This is a genomic window from Butyrivibrio sp. VCB2006, from assembly GCF_000420945.1.
Taxonomy (GTDB): Bacteria; Bacillota; Clostridia; order Lachnospirales; family Lachnospiraceae; genus Butyrivibrio.
This window is the reverse complement of sequence record NZ_ATVX01000005.1, coordinates 114044-137370: the sequence shown is the minus strand read 5'-3', so window position 1 is coordinate 137370 and position 23327 is coordinate 114044. Positions and strand designations below refer to the sequence as shown.

Annotated in this window: 23 protein-coding genes; 2 read left to right on the top strand and 21 right to left on the bottom strand. The window is 41.5% G+C overall.

What is annotated here, in order from left to right:
• From G613_RS0106465 to G613_RS0106420, 10 genes are all read right to left on the bottom strand, one after another.
• Positions 1 to 1188, bottom strand: a complete 1188-nt coding sequence (locus tag G613_RS0106465; protein WP_029231881.1) for a glycosyltransferase family 4 protein — start codon at positions 1186 to 1188, stop codon at positions 1 to 3.
• Positions 1189 to 1207: 19 nt separating this feature from the next.
• Positions 1208 to 2494 (bottom strand): glycosyltransferase family 4 protein, encoded by a 1287-nt coding sequence (locus G613_RS0106460; RefSeq protein ID WP_029231880.1) that lies wholly within the window; start codon positions 2492 to 2494, stop codon positions 1208 to 1210.
• A 2-nt stretch (positions 2495 to 2496) separates the two neighbouring features.
• Positions 2497 to 3435, bottom strand: coding sequence for a glycosyltransferase (locus tag G613_RS0106455; protein ID WP_029231879.1), 939 nt, complete (start codon positions 3433 to 3435; stop codon positions 2497 to 2499).
• A 14-nt stretch (positions 3436 to 3449) separates the two neighbouring features.
• Positions 3450 to 4577 (bottom strand): EpsG family protein, encoded by a 1128-nt coding sequence (locus G613_RS0106450; RefSeq protein WP_029231878.1) that lies wholly within the window; start codon positions 4575 to 4577, stop codon positions 3450 to 3452.
• Between the two features lie 6 nt (positions 4578 to 4583).
• Positions 4584 to 5423, bottom strand: a complete 840-nt coding sequence (locus tag G613_RS0106445; RefSeq protein WP_029231877.1) for a glycosyltransferase family A protein — start codon at positions 5421 to 5423, stop codon at positions 4584 to 4586.
• Entirely contained in the window at positions 5424 to 6560 is a 1137-nt protein-coding gene (locus G613_RS0106440; RefSeq protein WP_029231876.1) for a YveK family protein, read from the bottom strand.
• A 21-nt stretch (positions 6561 to 6581) separates the two neighbouring features.
• Positions 6582 to 7988, bottom strand: coding sequence for an exopolysaccharide biosynthesis polyprenyl glycosylphosphotransferase (locus tag G613_RS0106435; RefSeq protein WP_029231875.1), 1407 nt, complete (start codon positions 7986 to 7988; stop codon positions 6582 to 6584).
• 20 nt (positions 7989 to 8008) lie between these two features.
• The gene (locus G613_RS0106430) at positions 8009 to 8755 is read right to left on the bottom strand and encodes a glycosyltransferase family 2 protein (RefSeq protein WP_029231874.1); all 747 of its coding nucleotides are present in this window, start codon (positions 8753 to 8755) and stop codon (positions 8009 to 8011) included.
• A complete protein-coding gene (locus G613_RS0106425; RefSeq protein WP_029231873.1) occupies positions 8755 to 9693 on the bottom strand; it encodes a glycosyltransferase family 2 protein in 939 nt (312 codons plus the stop codon). Before G613_RS0106425 ends, G613_RS0106430 begins: the two co-directional genes overlap by 1 nt.
• Positions 9694 to 9793: 100 nt before the next feature.
• Positions 9794 to 10654, bottom strand: coding sequence for an AraC family transcriptional regulator (locus tag G613_RS0106420; RefSeq protein ID WP_029231872.1), 861 nt, complete (start codon positions 10652 to 10654; stop codon positions 9794 to 9796).
• Between the two features lie 316 nt (positions 10655 to 10970).
• On the opposite strand from G613_RS0106420, the gene gmd reads away from it, so the two are divergent.
• Positions 10971 to 12062 carry a GDP-mannose 4,6-dehydratase gene (gene gmd / locus G613_RS0106415; protein WP_029231871.1) on the top strand — a complete coding sequence of 364 codons (1092 nt, stop codon included), beginning with the start codon at positions 10971 to 10973 and terminating at the stop codon, positions 12060 to 12062.
• Between the two features lie 37 nt (positions 12063 to 12099).
• Positions 12100 to 13041, top strand: coding sequence for a GDP-L-fucose synthase family protein (locus tag G613_RS0106410; protein ID WP_029231870.1), 942 nt, complete (start codon positions 12100 to 12102; stop codon positions 13039 to 13041).
• A 90-nt stretch (positions 13042 to 13131) separates the two neighbouring features.
• On the opposite strand, the gene G613_RS18545 is transcribed toward G613_RS0106410, so the two are convergent.
• The 11 genes from G613_RS18545 to G613_RS0106355 all read right to left on the bottom strand — a co-directional run bounded on the left by G613_RS18545 (position 13132) and on the right by G613_RS0106355 (position 23319).
• Complete coding sequence (locus tag G613_RS18545; protein ID WP_029231869.1) at positions 13132 to 13569, bottom strand: CAP domain-containing protein; 438 nt, start codon at positions 13567 to 13569, stop codon at positions 13132 to 13134.
• A gap of 139 nt (positions 13570 to 13708) precedes the next feature.
• Complete coding sequence (locus G613_RS0106400) at positions 13709 to 15508, bottom strand: LIC_10190 family membrane protein (protein WP_029231868.1); 1800 nt, start codon at positions 15506 to 15508, stop codon at positions 13709 to 13711.
• 27 nt (positions 15509 to 15535) lie between these two features.
• The gene (locus G613_RS0106395; protein WP_029231867.1) at positions 15536 to 15994 is read right to left on the bottom strand and encodes a divergent PAP2 family protein; all 459 of its coding nucleotides are present in this window, start codon (positions 15992 to 15994) and stop codon (positions 15536 to 15538) included.
• 30 nt (positions 15995 to 16024) lie between these two features.
• The gene (gene rfbD, locus G613_RS0106390; RefSeq protein ID WP_029231866.1) at positions 16025 to 16894 is read right to left on the bottom strand and encodes a dTDP-4-dehydrorhamnose reductase; all 870 of its coding nucleotides are present in this window, start codon (positions 16892 to 16894) and stop codon (positions 16025 to 16027) included.
• A gap of 68 nt (positions 16895 to 16962) precedes the next feature.
• Entirely contained in the window at positions 16963 to 18159 is a 1197-nt protein-coding gene (locus G613_RS0106385) for a DUF3048 domain-containing protein (RefSeq protein WP_029231865.1), read from the bottom strand.
• A gap of 27 nt (positions 18160 to 18186) precedes the next feature.
• The gene (locus G613_RS0106380) at positions 18187 to 18450 is read right to left on the bottom strand and encodes an HPr family phosphocarrier protein (protein ID WP_029231864.1); all 264 of its coding nucleotides are present in this window, start codon (positions 18448 to 18450) and stop codon (positions 18187 to 18189) included.
• A gap of 1 nt (position 18451) precedes the next feature.
• Positions 18452 to 19801: a phosphoglucosamine mutase gene (gene glmM, locus G613_RS0106375; RefSeq protein ID WP_029231863.1), complete on the bottom strand. Its 1350-nt coding sequence runs from the start codon at positions 19799 to 19801 to the stop codon at positions 18452 to 18454.
• A 13-nt stretch (positions 19802 to 19814) separates the two neighbouring features.
• Positions 19815 to 21098: a CdaR family protein gene (locus tag G613_RS0106370; protein WP_029231862.1), complete on the bottom strand. Its 1284-nt coding sequence runs from the start codon at positions 21096 to 21098 to the stop codon at positions 19815 to 19817.
• Positions 21095 to 21952, bottom strand: coding sequence for a diadenylate cyclase CdaA (gene cdaA / locus G613_RS0106365; RefSeq protein WP_029231861.1), 858 nt, complete (start codon positions 21950 to 21952; stop codon positions 21095 to 21097). Before cdaA ends, G613_RS0106370 begins: the two co-directional genes overlap by 4 nt.
• Positions 21953 to 21974: 22 nt before the next feature.
• Positions 21975 to 22919, bottom strand: coding sequence for a hypothetical protein (locus G613_RS0106360; protein WP_029231860.1), 945 nt, complete (start codon positions 22917 to 22919; stop codon positions 21975 to 21977).
• Between the two features lie 4 nt (positions 22920 to 22923).
• The gene (locus G613_RS0106355; RefSeq protein ID WP_029231859.1) at positions 22924 to 23319 is read right to left on the bottom strand and encodes a hypothetical protein; all 396 of its coding nucleotides are present in this window, start codon (positions 23317 to 23319) and stop codon (positions 22924 to 22926) included.
• Positions 23320 to 23327: the final 8 nt, after the last annotated feature.

Sequence of the window (23327 nt, the reverse complement as noted above, 5' to 3'; positions counted from 1 at the left end):
TTATTCCAATCTGTTTTTTTCCTGCATGGTTCTAATAAGTCCCGCAGGTTTGAGATTTGGCGCTACGCTCATAGGTCCTTCTGCACTGGGCTCCGGCTCTTTTCCGTTTAGGGCTTCCCTGGAAAATCTAACCAGTTCTTCGGCTCCGTTTTCCGCATTCCACCATCTTGTTATGGTTTCTTTTGCCCTTTCGCCAAACTCTCGAATTTTATCTCTATTTTCAAATAAATACAATACCTTTGACTCTAAAGCCTTAAGGCTTCCACCACCATAGCTTAGTCCATTTATGCCATCCTGGATCAGATAAGGTACAGAACCTGCTTCCCTCGAAGCAACTACCGCGCAGCCGCTTTGCATAGCCTCGTTAACTACTGCGCCCCAGCCTTCAAGATAATTACTGGTAAAAAGAAATACATCTGCCCTCTGCATAAATTCCAAAACTTCCTTTGGTTTCTTGGAACCATGCATAGTCACTTTATCTTTTAACCCATATTTATCAATAAGACTCTCTATATCCGCTCTCTTGTTGCCATCTCCAACAATATCAAGGTGATAGTCATAGCCCTTATCGGACAATAGCTTTGCTACCTCAATTGCATATTCGCAGTGCTTAAGTTCAATGATTCTTCCTGCCCAGCAGATATTTATTGCATTTCCAAGTTCAGGCTTTTTGAATTCACTGATTTCCTGCTGTGGAAAATATCCCCATTTGAGCTTCTTACCCGGGTAACTTCCGATCAGATCAAAATCAGATGCCACATATGCTCCTGCGCATAGCAGGTACACAGGCTTTTTTCTGTATTTGACGTGCTCATTATACTTGGAGGCAAGGCCCCTTGGACTTATAGCCTTCCATTGACCTTCCCTATAGATTCTTTCACTAACCCTGAAGGTAAGCCTTCCGGAAGAAAGCCTCTCTTTTTCCAAATCTGCAATGAGTCCATCCGACCAGCCAAGAATCGTCACATCACTACCTAAAATGAGCCTTCTGCATTTTTCCTCATCCTGATAATAAAGTGAAACAAAGGAAATATCCGAAGGATCCATCCCCCAGCCCATCTGAACACGTTTTTCTTCCATAGGCGAAGTCTGGATGAAATGGAACTCAACATCCTCCATTGCATCCATAGCATTGCAAAACGGAAGCTGGTGATGATTTATGTAGTTGGAAACAAAGGTAACTACCATGCCTTTATCCACCTGTATATCATTCCTGATTATTTATCTTCTCGTAAATCTCTATAAGTCTCTTGTAATTAGCATCGGGATCATGTGTAAAATGCGCATGTTTCCTTGCATTATCGCCGTACACACCGGATATAACCGGCTCATCCCACATCTGTATCACAGCATCAGCAAGCCCCTCGGCATCTCCTGACTCAAAGAAACTGCACTCTTTATTCCCCTGAATCATGCTGGGAACGCCGCCAACCTTTGCTGCCACAATGGGCATTCCAAGAAGCATGGCCTCAGCCAGCGAATTAGGAGAATTCTCCACAACAGAAGCACATACAAACAAGCTGCTCTGTAGCATCTGCTGTTTCATCTCTTCTTCACTCAGCATGCCAACCATTGTCACCTTTTTCTTGAGCTTATTTGCCCCAATGATTGACTTCAAATACTTGCCGTAAGCACTTGCCCTAAGAAAATACGGGTACTTACTCTGGCCTTTTCCGATTATGTTATTTCCTGCCACATACAAATGGGCATCAGGATATTTCTCCAGAATCCTAGGCATCGCACTCAGCACAAAATGGAATCCCTTAAGAGGGTAATCACCTTGAGATAAAAAGATGCTGTGAGGCCTAACGTTCTTTTCCTCCCATTTATCTTCGTAGAAGGAAGGTCTCATAGTCTCATTCATTGCAAAATACCTGGCCGAGGGATTGATCTTTGCAGTCTCTTCCTTGTCGAAAGCAGTTCTTCCGGTAATATTTCCGGTCAAGAGAATCGCTTCCCTCTCATGCTCGGCACGGATCCTATACTTCTCCTGCTGCTGCAAAAGAGAATCCTCTTTAAGTTTATCCCTCAAAGTAGCACTTTTCTGTACTTCCTCAGGAATACCTGCCATGTATTCTTCAGCAATCTTCCCGCATACTCCCTGGATTCCCACGAGAGCCTTTGAAGGATTGCCGAAACAACGGAGCATTGCCAGTGTATGTGGAAACTCAGTGCCGAAAATGTGAATCACATCCGGCTTAAAATCATCCAGAATCACATGAAACCGATTCTCTACCGTCCCATCATACTTCTCCGGATGGTTTAAATCCTCCCAAAAACCATAATATGTGACGCCGTCGATTACTTCCTTGGAAGAAGCAATCTCTCCTGTAGCAGGAAAGCACACTCCAAGCTCAATCTTTCTTTCCGCAAACGGTTCTCTGCACAATCTGTCAAAGCATCCCGACAGCCATCCCTCTCTTACTGAATGCTCAAGGTTATGAGCTTTGGCATACGCCGGGAGCATAATATTACATAGCCATAAAACCTTCAATATTACTCCTCCTTACCACCCTTAAGCCCATAGATTGCAGTCTTAACGGCATTATAAAAACCTGCTGTTATCTTATTGGATGAAAGCACTGTACGTAGTCCTGACAGCGTGGCTATTCTAAGGAAGTCATACTTCCTTATCTGAGCCCCGGTCAGATAATGCTTAATAATCTCTTTTCTCTCCTCCTCGGAAAGCTTCTTGTTCTGGTCAGAGTAGCCGCCTCCCTCGTAGCTTGAAACCACCATCGGCACATAGTAAGTAAGGGCCTTATCCCTGTAAAAGCACCTAAGGAACTGTTCGTAGTCAGCTCTCACCTTATACTTGAGGTCAAAGGGATTCTTATAGATCAGCCTCTCGTCATAAAAGCACGCCTGATGAGACGGAAGATTTCTATAACATGCGTAATCATTTATTTGCGGATTTGATGCGACTTTATAGCCTGTCTGTCTATCAAAAATATCTCCGTAAAAAATGGCTGGAAGAGTTGTTCCTTCCTTCTCGATCTTGCCCTTTATGGCTTCATACATGTTTCTAAGGACATTTTCATCATAGAATCTGTCACCGCAATTAAGGAAAAAGACATATGATGGGCTCTCTCCTGCTCTAAGGAGCTTTACATCCTCAGTGCTTGCCGCATCCTCCTTGATTGCCCTGTTCTCTATGATCCTGCCCTTAAGATAAGCAGTTGCAATATTCATCCCATGATAGATACCGTTATCACAGCTCTCCAAAAGTGTAATGGTCTTATCCTCATCAGTTCCGGCCATTGCCACGTTATAAGCCTCTTTAAGCTTATCAACAGAACCGTCTGTAGACATGCCATCTTTTACCAGAATCCTGTAATCTGTAAAAGTCTGCTTCTCAACGCTTCTGATAGTCTCAAAAAGCTTCTCTCCCGGGTTATAGGACACTATGATAATTGTAAAAAAGGTTTTCTTCATAGAATTATTCTCCCTTAATAGTAGCCTCTCTCAGAAAGCGTAAGTGGCAGGTCATGGAAAAGAAATGTCTGGTACGGAAGTATTCGAATACCATCATTTCCTGCCCCTCTCATATAAAGAACGAAATAAATAACGCAAGCTATCATTGTGGCGGCGGTAGCTATTTTTCTTTTGTCCTCATCCTTAATTCCAACCACCAGGGCAGGTACAAACAGGATATGGGTAACTGTCAGGTAATAGCCCACTCTGGAAATAACCGGTATGAAGGATCCGAAAACATACAAAACCAGCGCCATTATATTGCATATAAAATAGAATCTGTTCTCTCTGCTGTCTTTTATCACGTCCTTATAAAGCCACATGGAAAAAGCAAAAATAACAATGCATCTGACTATGTTTACAATGCTTGTTCCTCCCTCAAGGTACTCTGTATTCTTGTAGGAGGGATATAGGTAAATCACAATCTTAAGATAGAAGTCCTTGAGAAACAGACAGGAAATACCAAGTATTCCAAGACCTGCGTACATCCATCTCTTCCATTTCAGCTGTGCCACCACGTATAAGAGCAGTATCAGCAAAAGAGATTTATGAAAAAGGCTCCCTAACAAAGTAATAAGTACAAATCTTGGCCAATCTCTGTTAATCACAAACTTTACAGCATAAAGGGCAATAGACAGTGCCAGATAATATCTGACTGTGCTAAGTGACTGAAAATAATAGCCCAGCAGCATGAACATTACAAAACTCAGCGTAAACCATTTGCTCTGTTCATACATTGCCTTCATAAAAAAATATATTGTTGCAAAAGCAAAAATAGCAAAGATCAAAAGATAGTTCTCAAAGCCGCAGAGAAAATAGATTATCTTAGCCAGCATGTTAAAGCCAATCTCTGTGGGAACATAGGCATTACTATAGGCCAGATGCATAAACTCAACATATTTGAGATAATCGTTACCTACATTAAGTCTAAGAGCGGAAACAGCAAATAATAGCACAAAAATAACAAGGCAGGTGACAAGATTGATCATCTGTTGCCTGCTCATCCCTTGATATATGCGCATTACGCCGCATTTACCGTCAGTCTGTTTAATTAAAAGTGCCAGTAGCAGCACTATCACTGTAAGAGATAAATACACTGACATTTGCTCTTAAATCGTCCTCCCATGCCTGACTCCGGACATCAGTAACCTGTAGCACTTAAAAAGTCCAAGTTCAGAACACATCTCAGTTCTGTTCTTGAATAAAAATCTAAATCCCAACGCAAAAGCCATTTTCCCATACAGAAAATGGTATAAAACTCCCCTGTCAAAGAAGAATTTCTCTGTGTATCCCTTAAACCATGTAGACTCGCTTACTCTCTCATGTCCTATAGCAGTAGTAGTCCTATATACACAAAGCCCTGCTTTCAGACAGTCATGTAAAAAGAGACTATCCTCACCGTTCATATATGGCGCTCCGCCACCGAATAAAAGAGAATATCTCACATTGCTCGCAAGAAGCTTATCTCGCCTTGCACAAATGGCATATGCAGGATATCTGCCGTAGTTCTTCCAGGTAACCCTGGCATAGTCCTCGTTCCAGTAGGTCTCTCTTCCGGGCTGTGCCTTGACGTTGAACAAAAGAACATCCGCTTCCTTATGGGCATCGAATTCAGCCAGTATCCTGTCTGAATATCCACTATCGTAAACAATATCATCATCCCCGAACTGGATGATCTCATGGTCAGAATTATCAAAAGCAAGATTTCTCGATCTGCCTACACCCTTTTCACGCCTGTTAAGTATCTTGGCCTTATGTGTTCCAAAGCTTATCTCTAAATCCTTGCCCTGACTATCATTCCCGTCCCCCGCGGTATCATCCTCACCGATAATCTGGTTAACGATAACCGCATCAGACTCTATATTCATCATTTCCGGAAGCTTTTCAGCCTCCTTATTTACTGCTGAGATCAAAATCTGCAGCCTGTTCTCGTCCATATCTTTTACCATTTATCTGATGCCGTAGTAGGCACGCATAAACCTGCCGTCCGCCCTGACAATTATCATTCCAAGCACAGGACATTCGTGCTTTTTGAGCTGTGTCAGAATGTGCTCTGTCATGGCTCCGTTTCTGATTCCAAACGGAACACAAACAATCACTCCGTCGCAGGTGCCTATTTTTCTGTAATTATCAAGAACCGTTCCGGGAACTGACATTGGAACAAGTCCCACATGCTCTGATGCCTCAGTGCCTGCTATCAAAGCCTTAATGTGCTCTGTATCCTCTGCAGAAGCCTTATCGCTGTCTATACTGTCTACAGAAATAACCGCAACCTTGCCTGTTCCCTCAGTAGCCTTTCCAAATGCTGCCACCAGTTCATTATTAAAGAACTCTATAGGTTTTTCACACTGGATTCCCAGAACATTTACGCCATAGCGCTTCTGCGCATCTTCCTGAATAAAGATTGCATCATCTATAGCTGCTATTAAGAGCATTATCAAAATAGCCACTACAGCTGCGCATATAGCTCCAAACAGAACTGCCGCCACACTTCTGTCAGAATAGGTAACGAGCTTTGCTTCATCTATACTAAGACACTTGATTGAATCAAAAGCCTTATTTGTATTGCCGTAATTTTCAAGAGACTTAACACTAGCTCTCAAAATAGCATCCGCAAGCTCCTTGTCCGCATTCTCCGCTGAAAGAAGCATCAGTCTTACATCCGAAGGAGTATCTGCATTTATAGAAGCTAAAAGTTCATCCTTGGTGATCGACTTGGCATTTCCGTAGGTAGCGGAAGGGCCATCATTCTCTGTTACAAAAATCTGCTCTGCCTCAAGCTCTTTGATGATGGGATTAAGGATATCATCTGTGGGCATCAGCATATGCTGCCAGGTATAGGCATTGTAGTGATCTACCAGCGTACCTTTATTCTCATCATAAGCAAAGCTCACATATAGCCTTGCATCTGCCTTGTAGCTTCTGGCCGGCCCATAAGTCACCGTAACAAGCGTATATATTCCAAGGCACAGACATGCGCCAACAATTGCAGCCACAGGAACTATCCAAATCTTCCTAAGGAGCCTTAAATAAAAGCACCGTAAATTCAGAGTTTCTTCTCTATGTCCCTTACTTCCTCTTTCCATACCCTTCTCCCAAATCAGAACTTATGCCTTTTTCTGAGCAGTAACCTGATCATCATCAACACCCTCTGTGCTATCAGGCGTAAACAAAATCTTGACTGTTAAGAGCATCAACTTAATATCAAGCCAAACAGAATAATTTTCAATATATGTAAGATCCAGTTTGAGCTTATCATAAGGCGTTGTATTGTACTTGCCATAAACCTGCGCATAGCCTGCAAGTCCGGCCTTAACCTTCATTCTGAAGGCAAATTCCGGCATTTCCTCAAGATACTGAGCAATTATCTCAGGTCTCTCAGGTCTTGGTCCGATAAATGCCATATCTCCCACAAGAATGTTAAACAGCTGTGGAAGCTCGTCTATTCTGCATGTTCTGATAAACTTACCTATAGGTGTGATTCTTGAATCATTCTTGGAAGCAAGACGCGCAACACCATCTTTTTCAGCGTCCACACGCATGCTTCTGAACTTCATGATCTTGAACTGCCTCTGATACTGAGTACATCTAACCTGCTTGTACAGAACAGGGCCTCCGTCATAAAGCTTAATGGCAATAGCTGTAATAAGCATGACAGGAGAACAGAGAACTATCAGTAAAAGAGATAACACAATATCAATCAGTCTCTTTATAGCCCTCTTCTCGATCTTAATAGCATATTCCCTAAGAAGCAGAACAGGAGTATCAAACAGGTGAAGCTGTGTTGATCCCTTCAAAAGAACATCCGTGATCTTGGGCATTACATAAATTCTTATGTTTCTGCCGTAGCAATACTTAACAAGACCGTTCCTGTACTCACTCGGAACATCCCAAATAATAACGCCGTCATAGTTTCCAAGGCACTCTTCATAAATCTTTTCAATTCCCTCGGAAATATTCATGTACTTGGCAATATGATACTTATCTTTTCTTGTGTTGAATTTCTTGGTTATATCGTCTACGGGATAAATACCACTTACCAAAAGAAGCTGCCTTGGCTTAAATATCTTCATATACAAGCCGTTTGTAGCATAGGCCCACAGGAAAGAAATCGCCAGCTGGATAACAAATATCATCACCATTGGCCAAGCCTTAACAAGCCAGTTTCTCAAAAGTGAAATCTGAAAATAAGATATGAAATTCACCATAAAGAGGGCGAAAATCTGTGAAAAGAACACATCCATAGGCTTAAGATAACCTATTTTCAGTCCTCCATAGGTATTTGAAAAGAACAAAAGAAGTATGAAGTAAATTCCTAAAATAAGAACATGACCTCTGAAATACAGCTTAAGTCCACCACCAAGGACATATCCATCCTGGCTTATACGGGTCGCAGAAACAATAGGATAATACGTTCTAAACCAAAAGAAAGCATATACAGCGGTCTGCATCCCCAAACCAATAAACCCCAGAAAAAGAACCAGAATTCTCTTGGCTGATTCAACGTTTTTCATACAAAATCCCCTTTTACCGGTCACAGTCTGCGAAGTGTTGCTCTGACAGCCCATCCCACAAAATAGTAAAAGGACTGCACAATCGACAGATCTGCAATATTTCTATACAAGAACCAGATTCTTTGTATAGCTATAAATTTATTAGATGACAAGGATTTAGCCGGCCTTCTGTAAATGGCCATATTCTCGTCAAGGCCATAAGCCACATACCCGCTCTTAAGGATTCTCCACCAGGTGGCTGTATCCTCACTGGGTACCTGAGGCATATGGATAATCTCCATGTCTATCTTCTCTGTGTCGAACATAACAGTTGTCGTAAAGATCACGGTTCTGGACAAAGCCTGCCTGAATCTGAGCTCCTTAGGTGCTCTGACAACTCTGCCCGTCGGATTGGCATCCTCATCTCCAAACTCATAGGAGTGAAAAGAAAATGCTGCTCCGGTCTTTTCCATGAATGCCACCTGTTTCTCAAGCTTCTGCGGCATCCAGACATCATCTGCATCAAGGAATGCGATAAATCTTCCTGAAGAAGCATCAATACCTGTGTTTCTGGCAGCTGCTGCCCCTTCATTGTTGTTCTTCCTGATGAGTCTGATGCGCTTACCCTGGCCTTTTATAATGTTCTCGATCACATCAGCGCTTCCGTCGGTTGATGCATCGTCCACCAGAATAAGCTCCCAATCATTGTAGGTTTGATCACTCACCATCTTTATGGTGTTCTCAATATATTTAGCTGCATTGTAAACGGGAACAATAATGCTGACCATTATAACTCCTCTTTTACAATGTACATAGGACGTTTTTTAACCTCAAGGTATGTCTTGGACAGGTACTGTCCGATAATACCCATGCAAAAGAGCTGTACACCGCTTACCAGGGAAATAATGCAGACAGTTGATGCCCATCCTACAGTATTATAAGGATCACCAACTGTGAGCTGCCTTACAACAATGAAAATAATAAATATCAGAGCAATAAAGCAGAACAAAACTCCCAGTACCGATGCCATTGCAAGAGGTGCTGTTGAGAATGCCACAATACCGTCAAGGGCATAGAGGAACAGCTTCCAAAAGGACCACTTGGTCTCTCCCTTCTTCCTCTCGATATTCTCAAACTCAAGCCACTTGGTCTTAAATCCAACCCATCCGAAGATACCCTTGGAGAAACGATTGTACTCCTCAAGGGAAAGAATAGAATCCACAAACTGTCTTGTCATAAGTCTGTAATCCCTTGCTCCGTCAACAATCTCAGTCTTGGACATCTTATTGATCAACTTATAAAACTGTCTTGCAAAGAATGATCTGATAGGAGGCTCACCCTTTCTGTCCACACGTCTTGTGGCTACGCTGTCATAGCCTTCCTCCACAATACATCTGTACATCTCAGGTAAAAGAGCCGGTGGATCCTGAAGATCACAGTCCATAACTACTACATAGTCGCCCTTAGCCTTCTGAAGTCCGGCGTACATTCCGGCCTCTTTACCAAAGTTCCTTGAAAAGTTGATAAGATGTACTCTTCCGTCCCTCTCATGAAGCTCTTTTACCACAGGGACAGTATTATCCTTGGAGCCGTCGTTTACGAAAATCAGCTCAATATCTACATTTCTCTCTTTAAAAAAGCTCTCTGTCTTAAAAAGCTCATCATAAAAATCAATTATGTTGTCCTGTTCGTTATAGCAGGGAACAATAACACTCAAAAGTTCCATTGTACTTCTCCCAATAAATTATATTAGCGTCTTATAAGCATAATAACGCAATCCTACCAAACATTTTACACTTTTAGGCCGTTTCTTTCAATGACTTGGCTCATTTCCACTGTAGTCTGTACTCCATAGGGCTTATGCCTTCTATCTGCTTAAATATCCTGGAAAAATAATAAAGTGGCGATATGCCGCACTTATTTCCAACCTCTTCCACAGACTCATCCGTAAACCTCAGCATCTGCTTGGCATGGGTGATTCTGGTTATCAAAAGATAATTGATTATAGAGGTTCCATACTGTTCCTTAAAGCCTCTAGAAAGAGAATACTTATTTACAAGGAAAGTGTCCGCAAGCATATCAAGAGTTATCTTTTCCTGATAATGCGTATCAAGATAGTCCTTAAGATTTATGATAGTCTGAGAATTATTGGAAACAGGTTCCGCCTCTGGATTCCAGCTAAAGCTCATAAGAAAAGTGATAAGCCTTGAAAGGTTCTCATTGATTCGTATGTCCCTGATATAATCCGAAGATCTGGCGGTAGAATTTATATCTTCCCATATCCTCTCCGGTGCAAATCCACTTTCCGGCCTGAACACCGGCTGTCCGCCTCTTTCCACATACTTAAGGTATATAGGAAGCACACTTTCTCCGTTAAAATGGATCCACTCCAGAGTCCACAGATCTTCCGAGGTTCTGTGCATATATGGGTTTTTGCAGTTGATAAAGACACAGTCACCGCTCTTTACCGTATATTCCCTTCCGCCATAGTCCAGGATTCCACTGCCCTCTTTTACATAGAAAAACAAAAATGAATCAAGATTTTGTCTCTTACTGGTATGAGTTTTCTTAGCTTTTAGCGAACCAATTTCCTGCAAATACATCAGATTAGACTTGGCAAATTCCGATGGTGTATACAGCATTCTGTTTGAAGAAACATATTCACCTTGAAACAACTGGTCTTTCAATAGGGCCTCCTTGATATATGCTAAACTATAAATATAAGTCTACATAGTCAGGTTATAAGCTATGAATATGTAAATGTATCGATTATAGTTCTATGTAGATGAGACAAATCCATTGATTTGGCTCATCGAAATGTTCAGAACTACGAGATACATTCACATATTTATAGCGCATAACCGTACTCATATCATAAGTTTAGCTTCCATGTCAAGATAATGCAAATCAAAATCAAGAAAGTGAATTTAAATAGTTAAATTTAGCATTTATAATTAGTTGGAAATATGCAAATGTTTTATTTTTTATCGAGAGGAAAATAATATGGCTAAAAAAGCACTTATTACAGGTATAACAGGTCAGGATGGTTCTTATCTTGCAGAGTTCCTTCTTGAGAAGGGCTATGACGTTCACGGAATTATCCGTAGATCATCCGTTGACTACAGAGAAAGAATCGCTCACCTTGAAGGACACGAGCATTTCCATCTTCACTACGGTGATCTTGGTGACTCAATGAGCATTCTTGGAGTAGTAGGTAAGGTTCGTCCTGATGAAATCTACAACCTGGCTGCTCAGTCACACGTTCAGGTATCCTTTGATTCACCTGAGTTCACAGCTGATGTAGACGCTACAGGTGTTCTTAGAGTCCTTGAGGCTGTTCGTCAGTGTGGACTTGCTGATACATGCCGTATTTATCAGGCATCAACATCAGAGCTTTATGGTAAGGTTGAGGAAGTTCCTCAGAGTGAAAATACTCCTTTCCATCCATACAGCCCATATGCTGTAGCTAAGCTCTATGGCTACTGGATCATCAAAGAGTACCGAGAAGCTTACAACATGTTCTGCTGCTCAGGCATCCTTTTCAACCACGAGTCAGAGAGACGTGGTGAGACCTTCGTAACACGTAAGATTACTCTTGCTGCCAGCAGAATTGCTCAGGGCAAGCAGGATAAGCTCTATCTTGGTAACCTTTCATCTCTTCGTGACTGGGGATATGCCAAGGATTATGTAGAATGTATGTGGCTCATTCTTCAGAACGATAAGCCTGAAGATTTCGTTATCGCTACAGGTGTTCAGCACTCTGTTCGTGAATTTGCACAGCTTGCATTCCACTATGCAGGTATCGAGCTTGAGTTCAAGGGTGAAGGCGCTGATGAGAAGGGTTATGACAAGGAAACAGGTAAGGTTCTTGTTGAAGTATCTCCTGATTTCTACAGACCTACAGACGTTGTTAACCTTTTAGGTGATCCTACCAAGGCAAAAGAGAAGCTCCACTGGAATCCACAGACAACTTCCTTCGAAGAGCTTGTTAAGATCATGGTTGAGCATGATATGAAGAAGGTTGCAGTAGAAAGAGCCAACGAGCACGTTAAATTCAACCTTGCTGAGTTCCTTGAAAAGGGTATCGACAAGTAATTCTTATAAGCGAAATTGTTTCAGAAAGGCAAATAAAGTGGAAAAGAACGCTAAGATATATGTTGCAGGCCACAGAGGAATGGTTGGTTCTGCAATCGTAAGAGAACTTAATAAACAGGGTTATACAAACATCATTACCCGTACACATAAAGAACTTGATCTCACAAGACAGGATCAGGTTGAAAAGTTTTTCGAGGAAGAAAAGCCTGAGTACGTATTCCTTGCAGCTGCTAAGGTTGGCGGTATCATGGGTAACTCAGAGGCTCTTGCAGACTTCATGTATGAGAACATGATTCTCGAGATGAATGTTATTCACTCAGCTTGGAAAAATGGATGTAAGAAGGTTGAATTCCTTGGTTCATCCTGCATCTATCCAAGAATGGCTCCTCAGCCAATGAAGGAGGACTGTCTCCTTACATCAGAGCTTGAGAAGACCAACGAGGCTTATGCTCTTGCTAAGATTTCCGGACTTAAGTACTGCGAGTACCTTAACAAACAGTACGGCACAGACTACATTTCAGTTATGCCTACTAACCTTTATGGTCCTAACGATAACTATCACCCAACACATTCACACGTACTTCCGGCTCTTATCCGCCGCTTCCATGAAGCCAAGGAGCAGAACCTTCCATACGTAACCTGTTGGGGAGACGGAAGCCCACTTCGTGAGTTCCTTTATGTTGATGACCTTGCTAACCTCTGTGTATTCCTTATGAACAACTACAGCGGTGACGAGACAGTCAATGCAGGAACAGGAAAAGAGCTTACTATCAAGGAACTTACCGAGAAGGTTGCAGCTATTGTAGGCTACACCGGAGAAATCCGTTGGGATCCTACTAAGCCAAACGGCACACCTCGTAAGCTTCTTGATGTTTCCAAGGCTGAAAAGCTTGGCTGGAAATACACAACAGAGCTTGATGACGGTATCCGTCTCGCATACGAGGACTTCTTAAACAATCCTATGCGTGCCGAGAGATAATTCTTTTAACAACACATAATAAAACCCAGTCTTCGATCAAAAGTCGAATGACTGGGTTCTTTTTATTCATACATATCAATTTAAAATCCATCAGCGAAACTCACATGCTATATAGGTATCTCCATTGTCCCCCACATAATAAGCTATTCCAACCGAGGTAAAAGAGTTCCTTACGAGATTAGCATAGTGCTTAGAACTAAGGGTCCATGCATAGACCACATTTTCAGGCTTCTGCTGATTATAATTTCTAGCATGGGCCAGGTTTTCACCATTTGTGAGGTCGGATACAGTATACCAGGCCTTACCGTTAGGCCTTATATGCGAGAATTTCTGGGAACACTCCACCGCTCTGATCTCTGCAATATCCTGCAGATCCTCATCAATAGTAAGAGCTTCTAATCCAGCTGATTCCCTGACAGCATTCATCATCGTAAGAACGTCGTCCTCGTTTGATGCCTGTGCTGTAACCGGAACAAAGAACATTGCCGCCATCAAAAAAGTCATTAGTAGTAATAAAACCTTCTTCATAAAGCTCCCCCTTATCTAACACATCGGGTCGTCCTTTTATCTACTACTATGATACTTCATTTAACTGTACGCAGTTCATTTGTATGCGATATTTAATATATTTTTATATTTGCTTTATAATCACTTAATAATATTTTTATTATTCAGCAATCGGCATAAAGCCGCTTGTTATATCATATCCGATAAACTTGATTTCTTTTGTCATATCCCTTGTTGCCGCTGGGAAATAACTATATCCTATCCTGTCGCCTTCATTTGGATAGTAAAAAGTAACACCTGATATTTCAAATTCAGACACTTCATACTGTCCATAATCTTCCTGAACCAGCAGATTAACTGGGTTAAAGGATGGAATATCAGCCTTTACAAGGTTAATGCCCTTGTACAAAAGCCACAAGCTCAAAATCATGACCGCAATGTGAAGAGCTCTTTTGGCAATTTCCGATTCATAACCTATATGGTTAAACAGTCTTATCAACAATCTTCCGAATATAATTGCAAATGTAAGGCAGACATAGACCTCACCATATCTGATAAGAGGCGCTGTAAAGAGCCAGAACACAAGGCAAGCCACCATAGTGCCGCTTATGGTCAAAAAATCCGCGAAATTAACCATTCTTCTGTCACTGATACTAAATATCTTATTATCCCCCAGCTTAGCCTTTTTATTGATAGCCACAGCAAAGAAATAAATAAGAAATACAATGTAGGCCGCCACTGCAAGGATATCAAGCACAAGCATAATCTTGTTTACACCGTGTATTCCTTCAAACCAGCTTCCTATCCACTGATCAAAGGGCATATCCCCATAGGTTGCCACGTCGGTAAAACCTCTTCCGTAGGTCTTTATCTCCTTGGCATCGTAAGCTGCAAGTCCCTCAGGAATCTTCCAGCTAACATTAAATAAATCGATGGAAGTAACAGGATATACCAACCATCCGGAAATGATGATGTTTCTAATGAAAAACGGCACCGATATTATAAGAGCAGTAAGTACAGACAGTCCAAATACCTTAAGTTTATTGGGATTCTTACTGGAAAAGAGTCTGTAGATCGGAATAATGGCAAGTATCATAATAGGAGCGGCTGAAAGTTTGATGGTCACAGCAAACACCCCTAAAAGAGACAGCATAATATATGGCACATATGAACGTTCATGCTTAACGTTCATATCAAGCCACCTTATCACAATATAAAAAACAATAGTAGAAAGGAAATAATCAGATGCCGGAGCTACCATCTCATCGAAGATAGTAAAAAGATAGTAAATAGCCATCACTCTGGCAAAATCAGATAATATTGGCTGGCCTCGTCTTAACAAATCCTTTAGATCAAGGCATTCCCAGGCAAGCATCAAAGCGCAGAAACCTGCCATCACATGAAAAGATCTGCCTGCTATAAAACTCATACTGTATAAAGCAGACAACGCAAAAGATGCGCTATTGTAGGCCAGTCTCACATGAAGATTACCAAGCCCCTTTATCACACCGTAGTCTTCTATCCAATGGATTGCCTGCGCATGATAAAGGTCGGAATCATAGTGCATGATTCCATGTGAGGTGCCATAAGCCATCAAAAGAAATACCAAAAGATAATAATATCCATTCCTTCCGGAAACAAAAAGGCGAAGTACATCCACTAAGTCCCCGAAAAGTTCATCTCTGTAATAAACCGCTATAACTACACAAACAGCAACAAGCAGGATGTTGGCTACAAGCCCAACCCCGCCAAATAAACTATATATCTCTGCGTATACTGTATTAACAACCAGTCCGGCAATAATATAGCTGGCCCTAAAATGAGCATTATATTTCTTGTATGTACCATTCCCCTTTTTGGAGTGCATACATTCCAGGGAGGTTATGAACTTAAGAAATGCAAAGCCTGTCAAATAGGTTGTGGCTGTTGCATATATCCAGATAAGTACAACTGATAGCACGTACTATATACCCCCGCTTACTATTGTTTAGTAAAGGTTACACACAATAAATCCGACTATAACGCCAAGAATAGCTCCAAACAAAACCTGAAGAGGTGTATGGCCTACAAATTCCTTGAGCTTTTCCTCAGCAGGAATATCACTGTCAAGCTCCTGAAACCAGTCCATCATATTGTTGATTACCTTGGCCTGAATACCGGTTTCTCTTCTTACACCCATAGCGTCGTGCATGACAATAAGGGCCATTACTCCGGCAATGGCAAATTCAAAGCTTCCTGCGCCATAATAGTAGCAAGCGCTTGTCACAAGGGCCATTACCGTAGCAGAATGTGAACTTGGCATTCCACCATCACCGGTAAGTCTTTCCGGGTTAAATTCCTTGTTAACCAGAACGTAGATAATTGTCTTGAGTACCTGTGCGGATAACCATCCAAAAAATGACGCCACAAGTATCTTATTACTTAATAAATCACTAAAAAACTGCATACAAAATCTCCGATACTTCCTAAAAACAAATTACAGAAGCTCTTTTAAATATTCCTCAATAGCATCATGCCAGTCAGCAAACATGTAGTCAGAAGTAAGTTTCAGCATATAATTCTCAAGAATACTGTAGGCTGGTCTTGGAGCTGCCTGAGGATTTTTCTCAATATACTGTGCTGTAGTAACATGGTTAACCTTAGTAGTCTTTCCGGCAATTCTAAAGATCTCATCTGTGAAATCAGCCCAGTTTGTTGATCCTTCACATGTTCCGTGGAATACACCGTAGTTATCTGTTGGGCAAAGGAAAGCAATTGCCTTAGCCAGTTCCTTGGCACTTGTCGGAGTTCCCTGCTGATCCATAACAACGCTGATCTCATCCATCTTCTCTGAAAGACCAAGCATAGTCTTAACAAAGTTCTTGCCATCACCGTAAAGCCATGCTGTTCTTACAATAAAGAATCTATCTGCGAACTGCTTAACAAACTCTTCACCTGCAAGCTTTGTCTTGCCATATACACTTACAGGGCCTGTTTTATCGAACTCAACGTATGGTCTAGTTCCGTTTCCCTCAAACACATAGTCTGTAGAAACATGAACCAGCTTAGCACCTACCTCTGTTGCTGCAATAGAGAGGTTCCTAGGTCCGATTGCATTGATCTTGTATGAAAGATCAATATCTGATTCCTGCTTATCTACCGCAGTATAAGCAGCACAGTTGATAATTGCTGCAGGCTTAACCTCTCTTGCAAGCTTCACTACATTATCTACATTAGTGATATCAAGAGGAGTAATGCCATCTCCTTCAAAAACATCTGTGTTAACAAGCTCGTATTTACCTGCCAGTTCCTTGTTAATTGCTCTACCGAGCTGACCATTGCATCCTGTTACAATTATCTTTTCCATGCAAAATTACCTTTCTCAATGTAAACGGACGGCATCTCTGCCGCCCGCAGTATATTCCCTAATAAACATCAATCTTCGTAAGTAGTTCCGTTAACCTCAAACTTAGAGAATGAACCACCCTTTTCCTGAATAACAAAGATCATTGTCTTACCTGTATTAAATGTGATTTCCTGGCCGTTATCATCATAATACTTGGTTGGAGCATAATCTGCTGTCTTCTCCCAAGTCATATGAATCATTTTGCCCTTTGTGATGTAATATCCATCCCTTGTCTTATCATGCATCTGATAAGCCAGGTATCCGTTAGCATCACGAACTTCATGGTATGTTCTCTGGATAATAACATTAGTAAATGCGAGCTGCTCGCCTGTTACAGCATCCTTCTGGGCATCACCGTAAAGAGTCTTAAGATATACTTCCTTCTCGGGATCATACTTAAGTGCTGACTTGGTTACAGGATAGCATCCTGCCATATCAATCTCAGTTGCCTCTACAGCATCTGCATAATCTTCCAATGTATTAGGATTTGTATAACCAGTAAAAGTAAAGTGTGAACCTTCCTGGAAATACTCAGTTCTGTGTGTCTTGGAGTATCCGGCTTTCTCCATAGCAGATGCTACATGTGAGCCATCTGTAAATGCAGTGTGCTCAGAAGTACTTCCCTCAGGAACACGGAAGAACGCGCCATAATCAGAGCCCATTGCCTTACCGCCTACACCGTTAAGGTTCTCTACATCATCAACACCATCAGGTCTGTTCTTGCCTGTAAGGACACCACTTACATAAAGCTCAGGTCCGCCATAGTGAACGATAACAGGATCATACTCAAGTGCTGCATAAATGAAGTAGTCACGAATACTTCTGATATTTCTGATTCTATCAAGTCCTTCCCAGTTCTCAAGAATACCCATCTGACGGCTCATGCTGCCCTCTTCCATGATTTCATAGAATACTGCTACATTGCTAAGCCCGTACTGTGGCTGAGCTTCCTTGTTGATAGGATACATAACTGCAAGTGGTCTGTTTGTATTAACAGATTCATCAACCCACTCATTAGTAAAATAACTTCTAACCATGCCTTCCTGAGGTGGCATGTCTTCATTGGACTCCTCTACGGAAGCCTCAACGCTAGCCTCCACTACAGGAGCTACATCCTCAAGCTTCTCAATACTGATTCCAACAACAGCATCATCACTAGAATTCCCGCAACCAATTAGCATAGCAGCTGTTATTCCTGCCAATACTAAAGCCTTAAATCTTTTCATAATACCTAATTACCCCTTTATTATTTATTACTCACCAAGTCCGCTCTCAATTGCTTCAACGAGAGCATCCATAGCTTCCTGTTCATCCGGCCCTTCACACTTGAATACAAGCTCATCGCCGCATTTAATACAAGCGCCAAGAACACTAAGAACACTTTTAGCATTGGCGGTATTTTCACCATAGCTAAAAGTAATATGTGATTTGTAGTTCATTGCAACCTTACACAGATTTCCTGCCGGTCTTAAATGCAATCCTGTAGGATTAGTAATAACTACTTTCTGGCTAACCATATTACAGCATAACCTCCTCAATGAGCTTAGCAAGTTTTTTGGCTTCGTCTTCAATCTTTTTCTGGTCTTTTCCCTCGATCATAACTCTTACGAGAGGCTCTGTTCCTGAAGGTCTGATAAGGACTCTTCCGTCTCCGGCAAACTCTTTCTCAAGATTTGCGATTGCTCCTGCAACCTCAGGATACTCCATATACTTATCCTTCTTGTGTGTAGGAACATGAGCATTAACCAGCGCCTGAGGCATAACCTCCATTACCTTGGCAAGCTCTGAAAGTGGCTTACCGGTCTTAACCATTACCTCTAAGAGGTGCAGTGCTGATAAAAGACCATCTCCTGTAGTATTGTCATCAAGGAAGATAATATGTCCTGACTGCTCTCCACCGAGATTAGCCCCGATTTCCTTCATGTGCTCAAGAACATATCTGTCACCAACCTTGGTCTTGTCGATCTGAATTCCTTCTCTTTCGCCCATCTTGAAGAAGCCCAGGTTACTCATAACAGTTGCTACTATTGTATTCTTGGCAAGCTTACCGTTATCCTTCATAAACTTGCCGATGATTGCCATGATCTCATCACCGTCAACCATTTTACCATTCTCGTCAACAGCAAGGAATCTATCTGCATCACCGTCAAATGCAAGGCCAATATTAGCCTTCTCTGTCACAACTCTGCCCATGAGCTCTTCCATGTGAGTTGATCCGCAGTTTGAATTGATATTAACTCCATCAGGATTGTTGTGTATTACAATTACTTCAGCGCCAAGCTGTCTGATAGCTTCTACGGAAGTGTAATGTGAAGCTCCCTCAGCACAGTCCATAACTATCTTCATGCCGGAAAGGCTGATATCTACTGTCTTAAGATTATGGTTAATATACTCTTCTCTGGCATCGGTACGAGTCTTGATTCTACCTACGCCTGCTCCGGTAGGCATCTTAACGCCTTCCATATTGTTACGGATAAGCACTTCGATTTCATCCTCCATTGCATCAGGAAGCTTGAAACCATTGCTATCAAAGAACTTGATTCCGTTAAACTCCATAGGATTATGTGAAGCAGAAATAACTACTCCTGCATCAACACGGTACTGCCTGGTAAGATATGCTACTGCAGGTGTAGGAATAACACCAACATTAACAACATCAGCGCCTACTGAACATGCGCCTGCCATAAGAGCGCTTGCCAGCATGTCACCAGAAAGTCTTGTATCACAGCCAACCATAATTGTAGGTCTGTGATTTACCTCTTTAGAAAGAACATACGCGCCTGCCTGTCCAAGCTGCATAGCAAGGAGTGGAGTAAGTTCATCATTAGCTACTCCTCTTACGCCGTCTGTACCAAATAATCTACTCATAATAAAAACCTCTTTACTCTAATTCTTTAACTGTAACGTAAACGCTGACAGCAGATTTACAATATACACCATCCGGTATATTCCAAGCAATAGGTGCTGTATATGTGCCAGGTGTCAGCTCCGTCAGCTCATTGAATGATAAAATATCACTCACTTTGGTTGTTCCCGTAATATTTTCCGGATTGATCGCATTTATATTACTGCGAAGTCCCTGGAGTGTCAGCGAAACCTGATCGTACTCACTGTCATCCACATATATTTCGTATCCCTCAACTTCACCTTCAACAGAAATATTGTTCACACTGATCTCGAAGGTTTCTTCAACAACTGTTCCGATATAAACAACAACTGATGCTGTACCGTTAAAATCACTATCGCCAAAGCTAACGCCTGTAGGAAGTGACTTGCTAAGGTCTATGGTTGTAGTCAGGTTTCCGGTGTATCCGGATACATCCAGACTGTCATCATCTACAGTAAGTACACTCAGTCCTGAAATAACACTGCTTCTTCCTGCCACCAGCACCTCTGACGGTGTACTGTCTATCTGACCTGTAAGAGCATAACCTGATGCCGGCTCACCTGTCACATTATACTTGACCGGAATATACTTGGTTTCAAGAATCTGAATGTTAACACGAACAGTCTTGATATTCATTGATACTCCCGCCTGAGAAGTATCAAGAGGATTACCGTCCGCATCATACAATACAATGTCCGCATCTGTTCCGATGTTGGAAGTAAAACCTGTAACATCAACATCTACTGAAGCCTTGGACACACTGTTGATAAATGACTCAGGTCCGCTGATTCTGACCATGTTCTGTTCTGTTGTCACATCACCAATAATATATCCGTCAGACAAAGTTCCTGAGGTTGTCGCTGTTAGAGCAAGGCTCTTGCTGGCTTTTCTCTCAACGTTTAACTTCACCACATCAGAACTTGGAATAATCTTTTCAATCTTGTCGTAATACTTGTTGGTAACTACATCAATGCTGACAGTATTAAGACTTGATAAGTTACTTATGTCGGCTGTAGCCACAATATTACTCTGGCTAAGAGAGTCTATAACTGCTCTTGGCGCATAGATAGTAACGGAACTGATAGTGTCACTTCCATCAAGTACTGTGTACACCTGTCCCTTATCCGTTATAACATTTCCATTTTTGATTGTTACAGGGATATTTGTGTATCTGACCGAAATAATCGGATCGTTAATGTTGGTTACCAGGAACCAAACAATTACTGCAAATATAAGCGAAGCCAGTTTCAATCCCCAATTGGCTGTTATTCTCTTCATTTCTTAGCCCTGGCCTTTCTGGCAAAATGCTTGACCGGAGCTTCAGTCTTGTGCTTGTTCTGAATAAATCTCAGACGCTCGCGAAGTCTGTCGCTGTCTACAGCTCTCTCAAGCTCTCCCTCATATGCAACACTTATCTTACCAGTCTCCTCGGAAACAATGATTGTAAGGGAATCTGTCGCTTCTGAAACACCGATACCGGCACGATGTCTGGTACCAAGTTCCTTACCGATTCCCATGTTATCTGACAAAGGAAGGTAACAAGTTGCAGAAGTGATACGGTTTCCTCTGATAATAACTGCACCGTCATGAAGCGGTGTATTGTGCTCGAAAATATTGATAAGCAGCTGGCTTGTAACTATGCCGTCTACGTCAATTCCTGTACGTTCAAATTCAGTAAGAGGATGATTCTGCTCGATAACAATAAGCGCACCTGTTCTAACCTTGCCCATTTCTACACAGGCTCTGGTAATCTCATTAAGAGTCTTGTCAGAGAATCTCTCCTCTGTTCTGCCATCTCCGATAGCAAACAGATTGGCAAAAAAGTTTTTACGCCCCAATTCTTCCAAAGCCTTTCTAAGTTCAGGCTGCAAAATAACTACCATAGCTGTAATAGCGATTCCGATTACCTTCTCAACAATCCACAAAATGGTGGACATATTGAATATTGCTGCAATAAGTATAAACACAACAATAACTATGACCCCTTTTAAAAGGGACCATAGTCTGGTATCCTTCGCCCAAACCAGAATGTGATATACCAGAAACGCGATAATAAAGATTTCCAGTATATCAAAGAACCTGATCGTAGGCATATGTAAAGTTGTTCTGTTAAAGTCAAAAAGAAAATCCATATGCTACTATATTTCCTTTATATCATCTGCGCCTTTCCTTGGCACGATTAATTCTCTTAACCCTTCTCTCAGGAGCAGAAACAGTAACCTTAGGCACAGCCTTCACATAATAGTAGTATTCATCATCTTCAAACTGAACCTTCTCAGTTCTGCTATAGTCAACATTAAAGGCAAAAAACTCTACCACAATCATCAGCGCTGCTGAAACGATTGTGCCGAGAATTACGCCAAAGAATGAAATCTGTGTCTCCAGCACAAGATCTCCAACCAATGTACAAACGATAATGCTTATTGCTCCTGAAGCAATTGCGATTCTCCAGGAATGATCGATTGATGATCTGCGAATAATATAAACAACGATAAGAGCCACTGCGAAAGCAATGATCATAACAAGCATGGCCTTATCTCCAAGAATTCCTTTAAGTACTGACTGGAACTGGTTAGAAGTCTCTTCAACATCTGTTCCGATCTTGCCTACGCTGTTTCCTGCTGCAAAGTAATTGATCATATACGCAATCACAAGGCCGAAGGAAACTGAAACTACTGATGTAGGAAGTCCCAAAAGTCCCATTGCCAGTGGCATTACATACGGAATATGCATAAAGAAAAACAGTGGTGTCAAAAGAACTGCCAAAGTATCCTTAGGTGAAAATCTGAAATACAGAAGAAACATCAAAAGGAAAATGATGGCTACAATAAGAGCACTTTCAACAGCTGCTGAGTATAAATGTCCCAGAATGAAAGCTGCTGCAATAAACACAATAAAGTTCGCCGGCAAAATTGCGCACAAAAGTGAAGCCATCAAAACAATAGCGATGTTATTGAGAGGCTGCATATATCCCAGTTTATTGTTGATCATTGCAATAGTGATAAGTGCCAGAAGAAACTTCCACACGTATGCGATATATGTCTCGTTCTTAATATAAAATTTGCTGATATATTGCTTAAGTTCCAGTAATGAAGTCATATTATCAATCCTTTTTCTCGTACATTCTAGCTAGTTTTTTTAAATTGCCATAATATGCCTTCATACTCTTTCGCATTTTGGTATATCGAACGGAATAAATGACATATGTTGCAAGACAATACACGCCAACAAGCAGGAGGTAGTATATCAACCACTTCCTGCCTACTGACAATAAATTCTCTGTATTATAGAGGTTAGACAAAACCTCCTCAAATTTACACAGAACATAGGTCCCAAGACATATAGCGTACACGATAGTGGCACTTATTACGGATTTGATTATGTTGTAGCCCACATAATCACTCTTAAAATATGTGTTTATCGCATCGTTTTTCTTGCCTTCACGGTCTATGAACGCAGTCATTTTGGTCATCAAAATGACTTTTTCTTCATCTAACATTGCTGCTC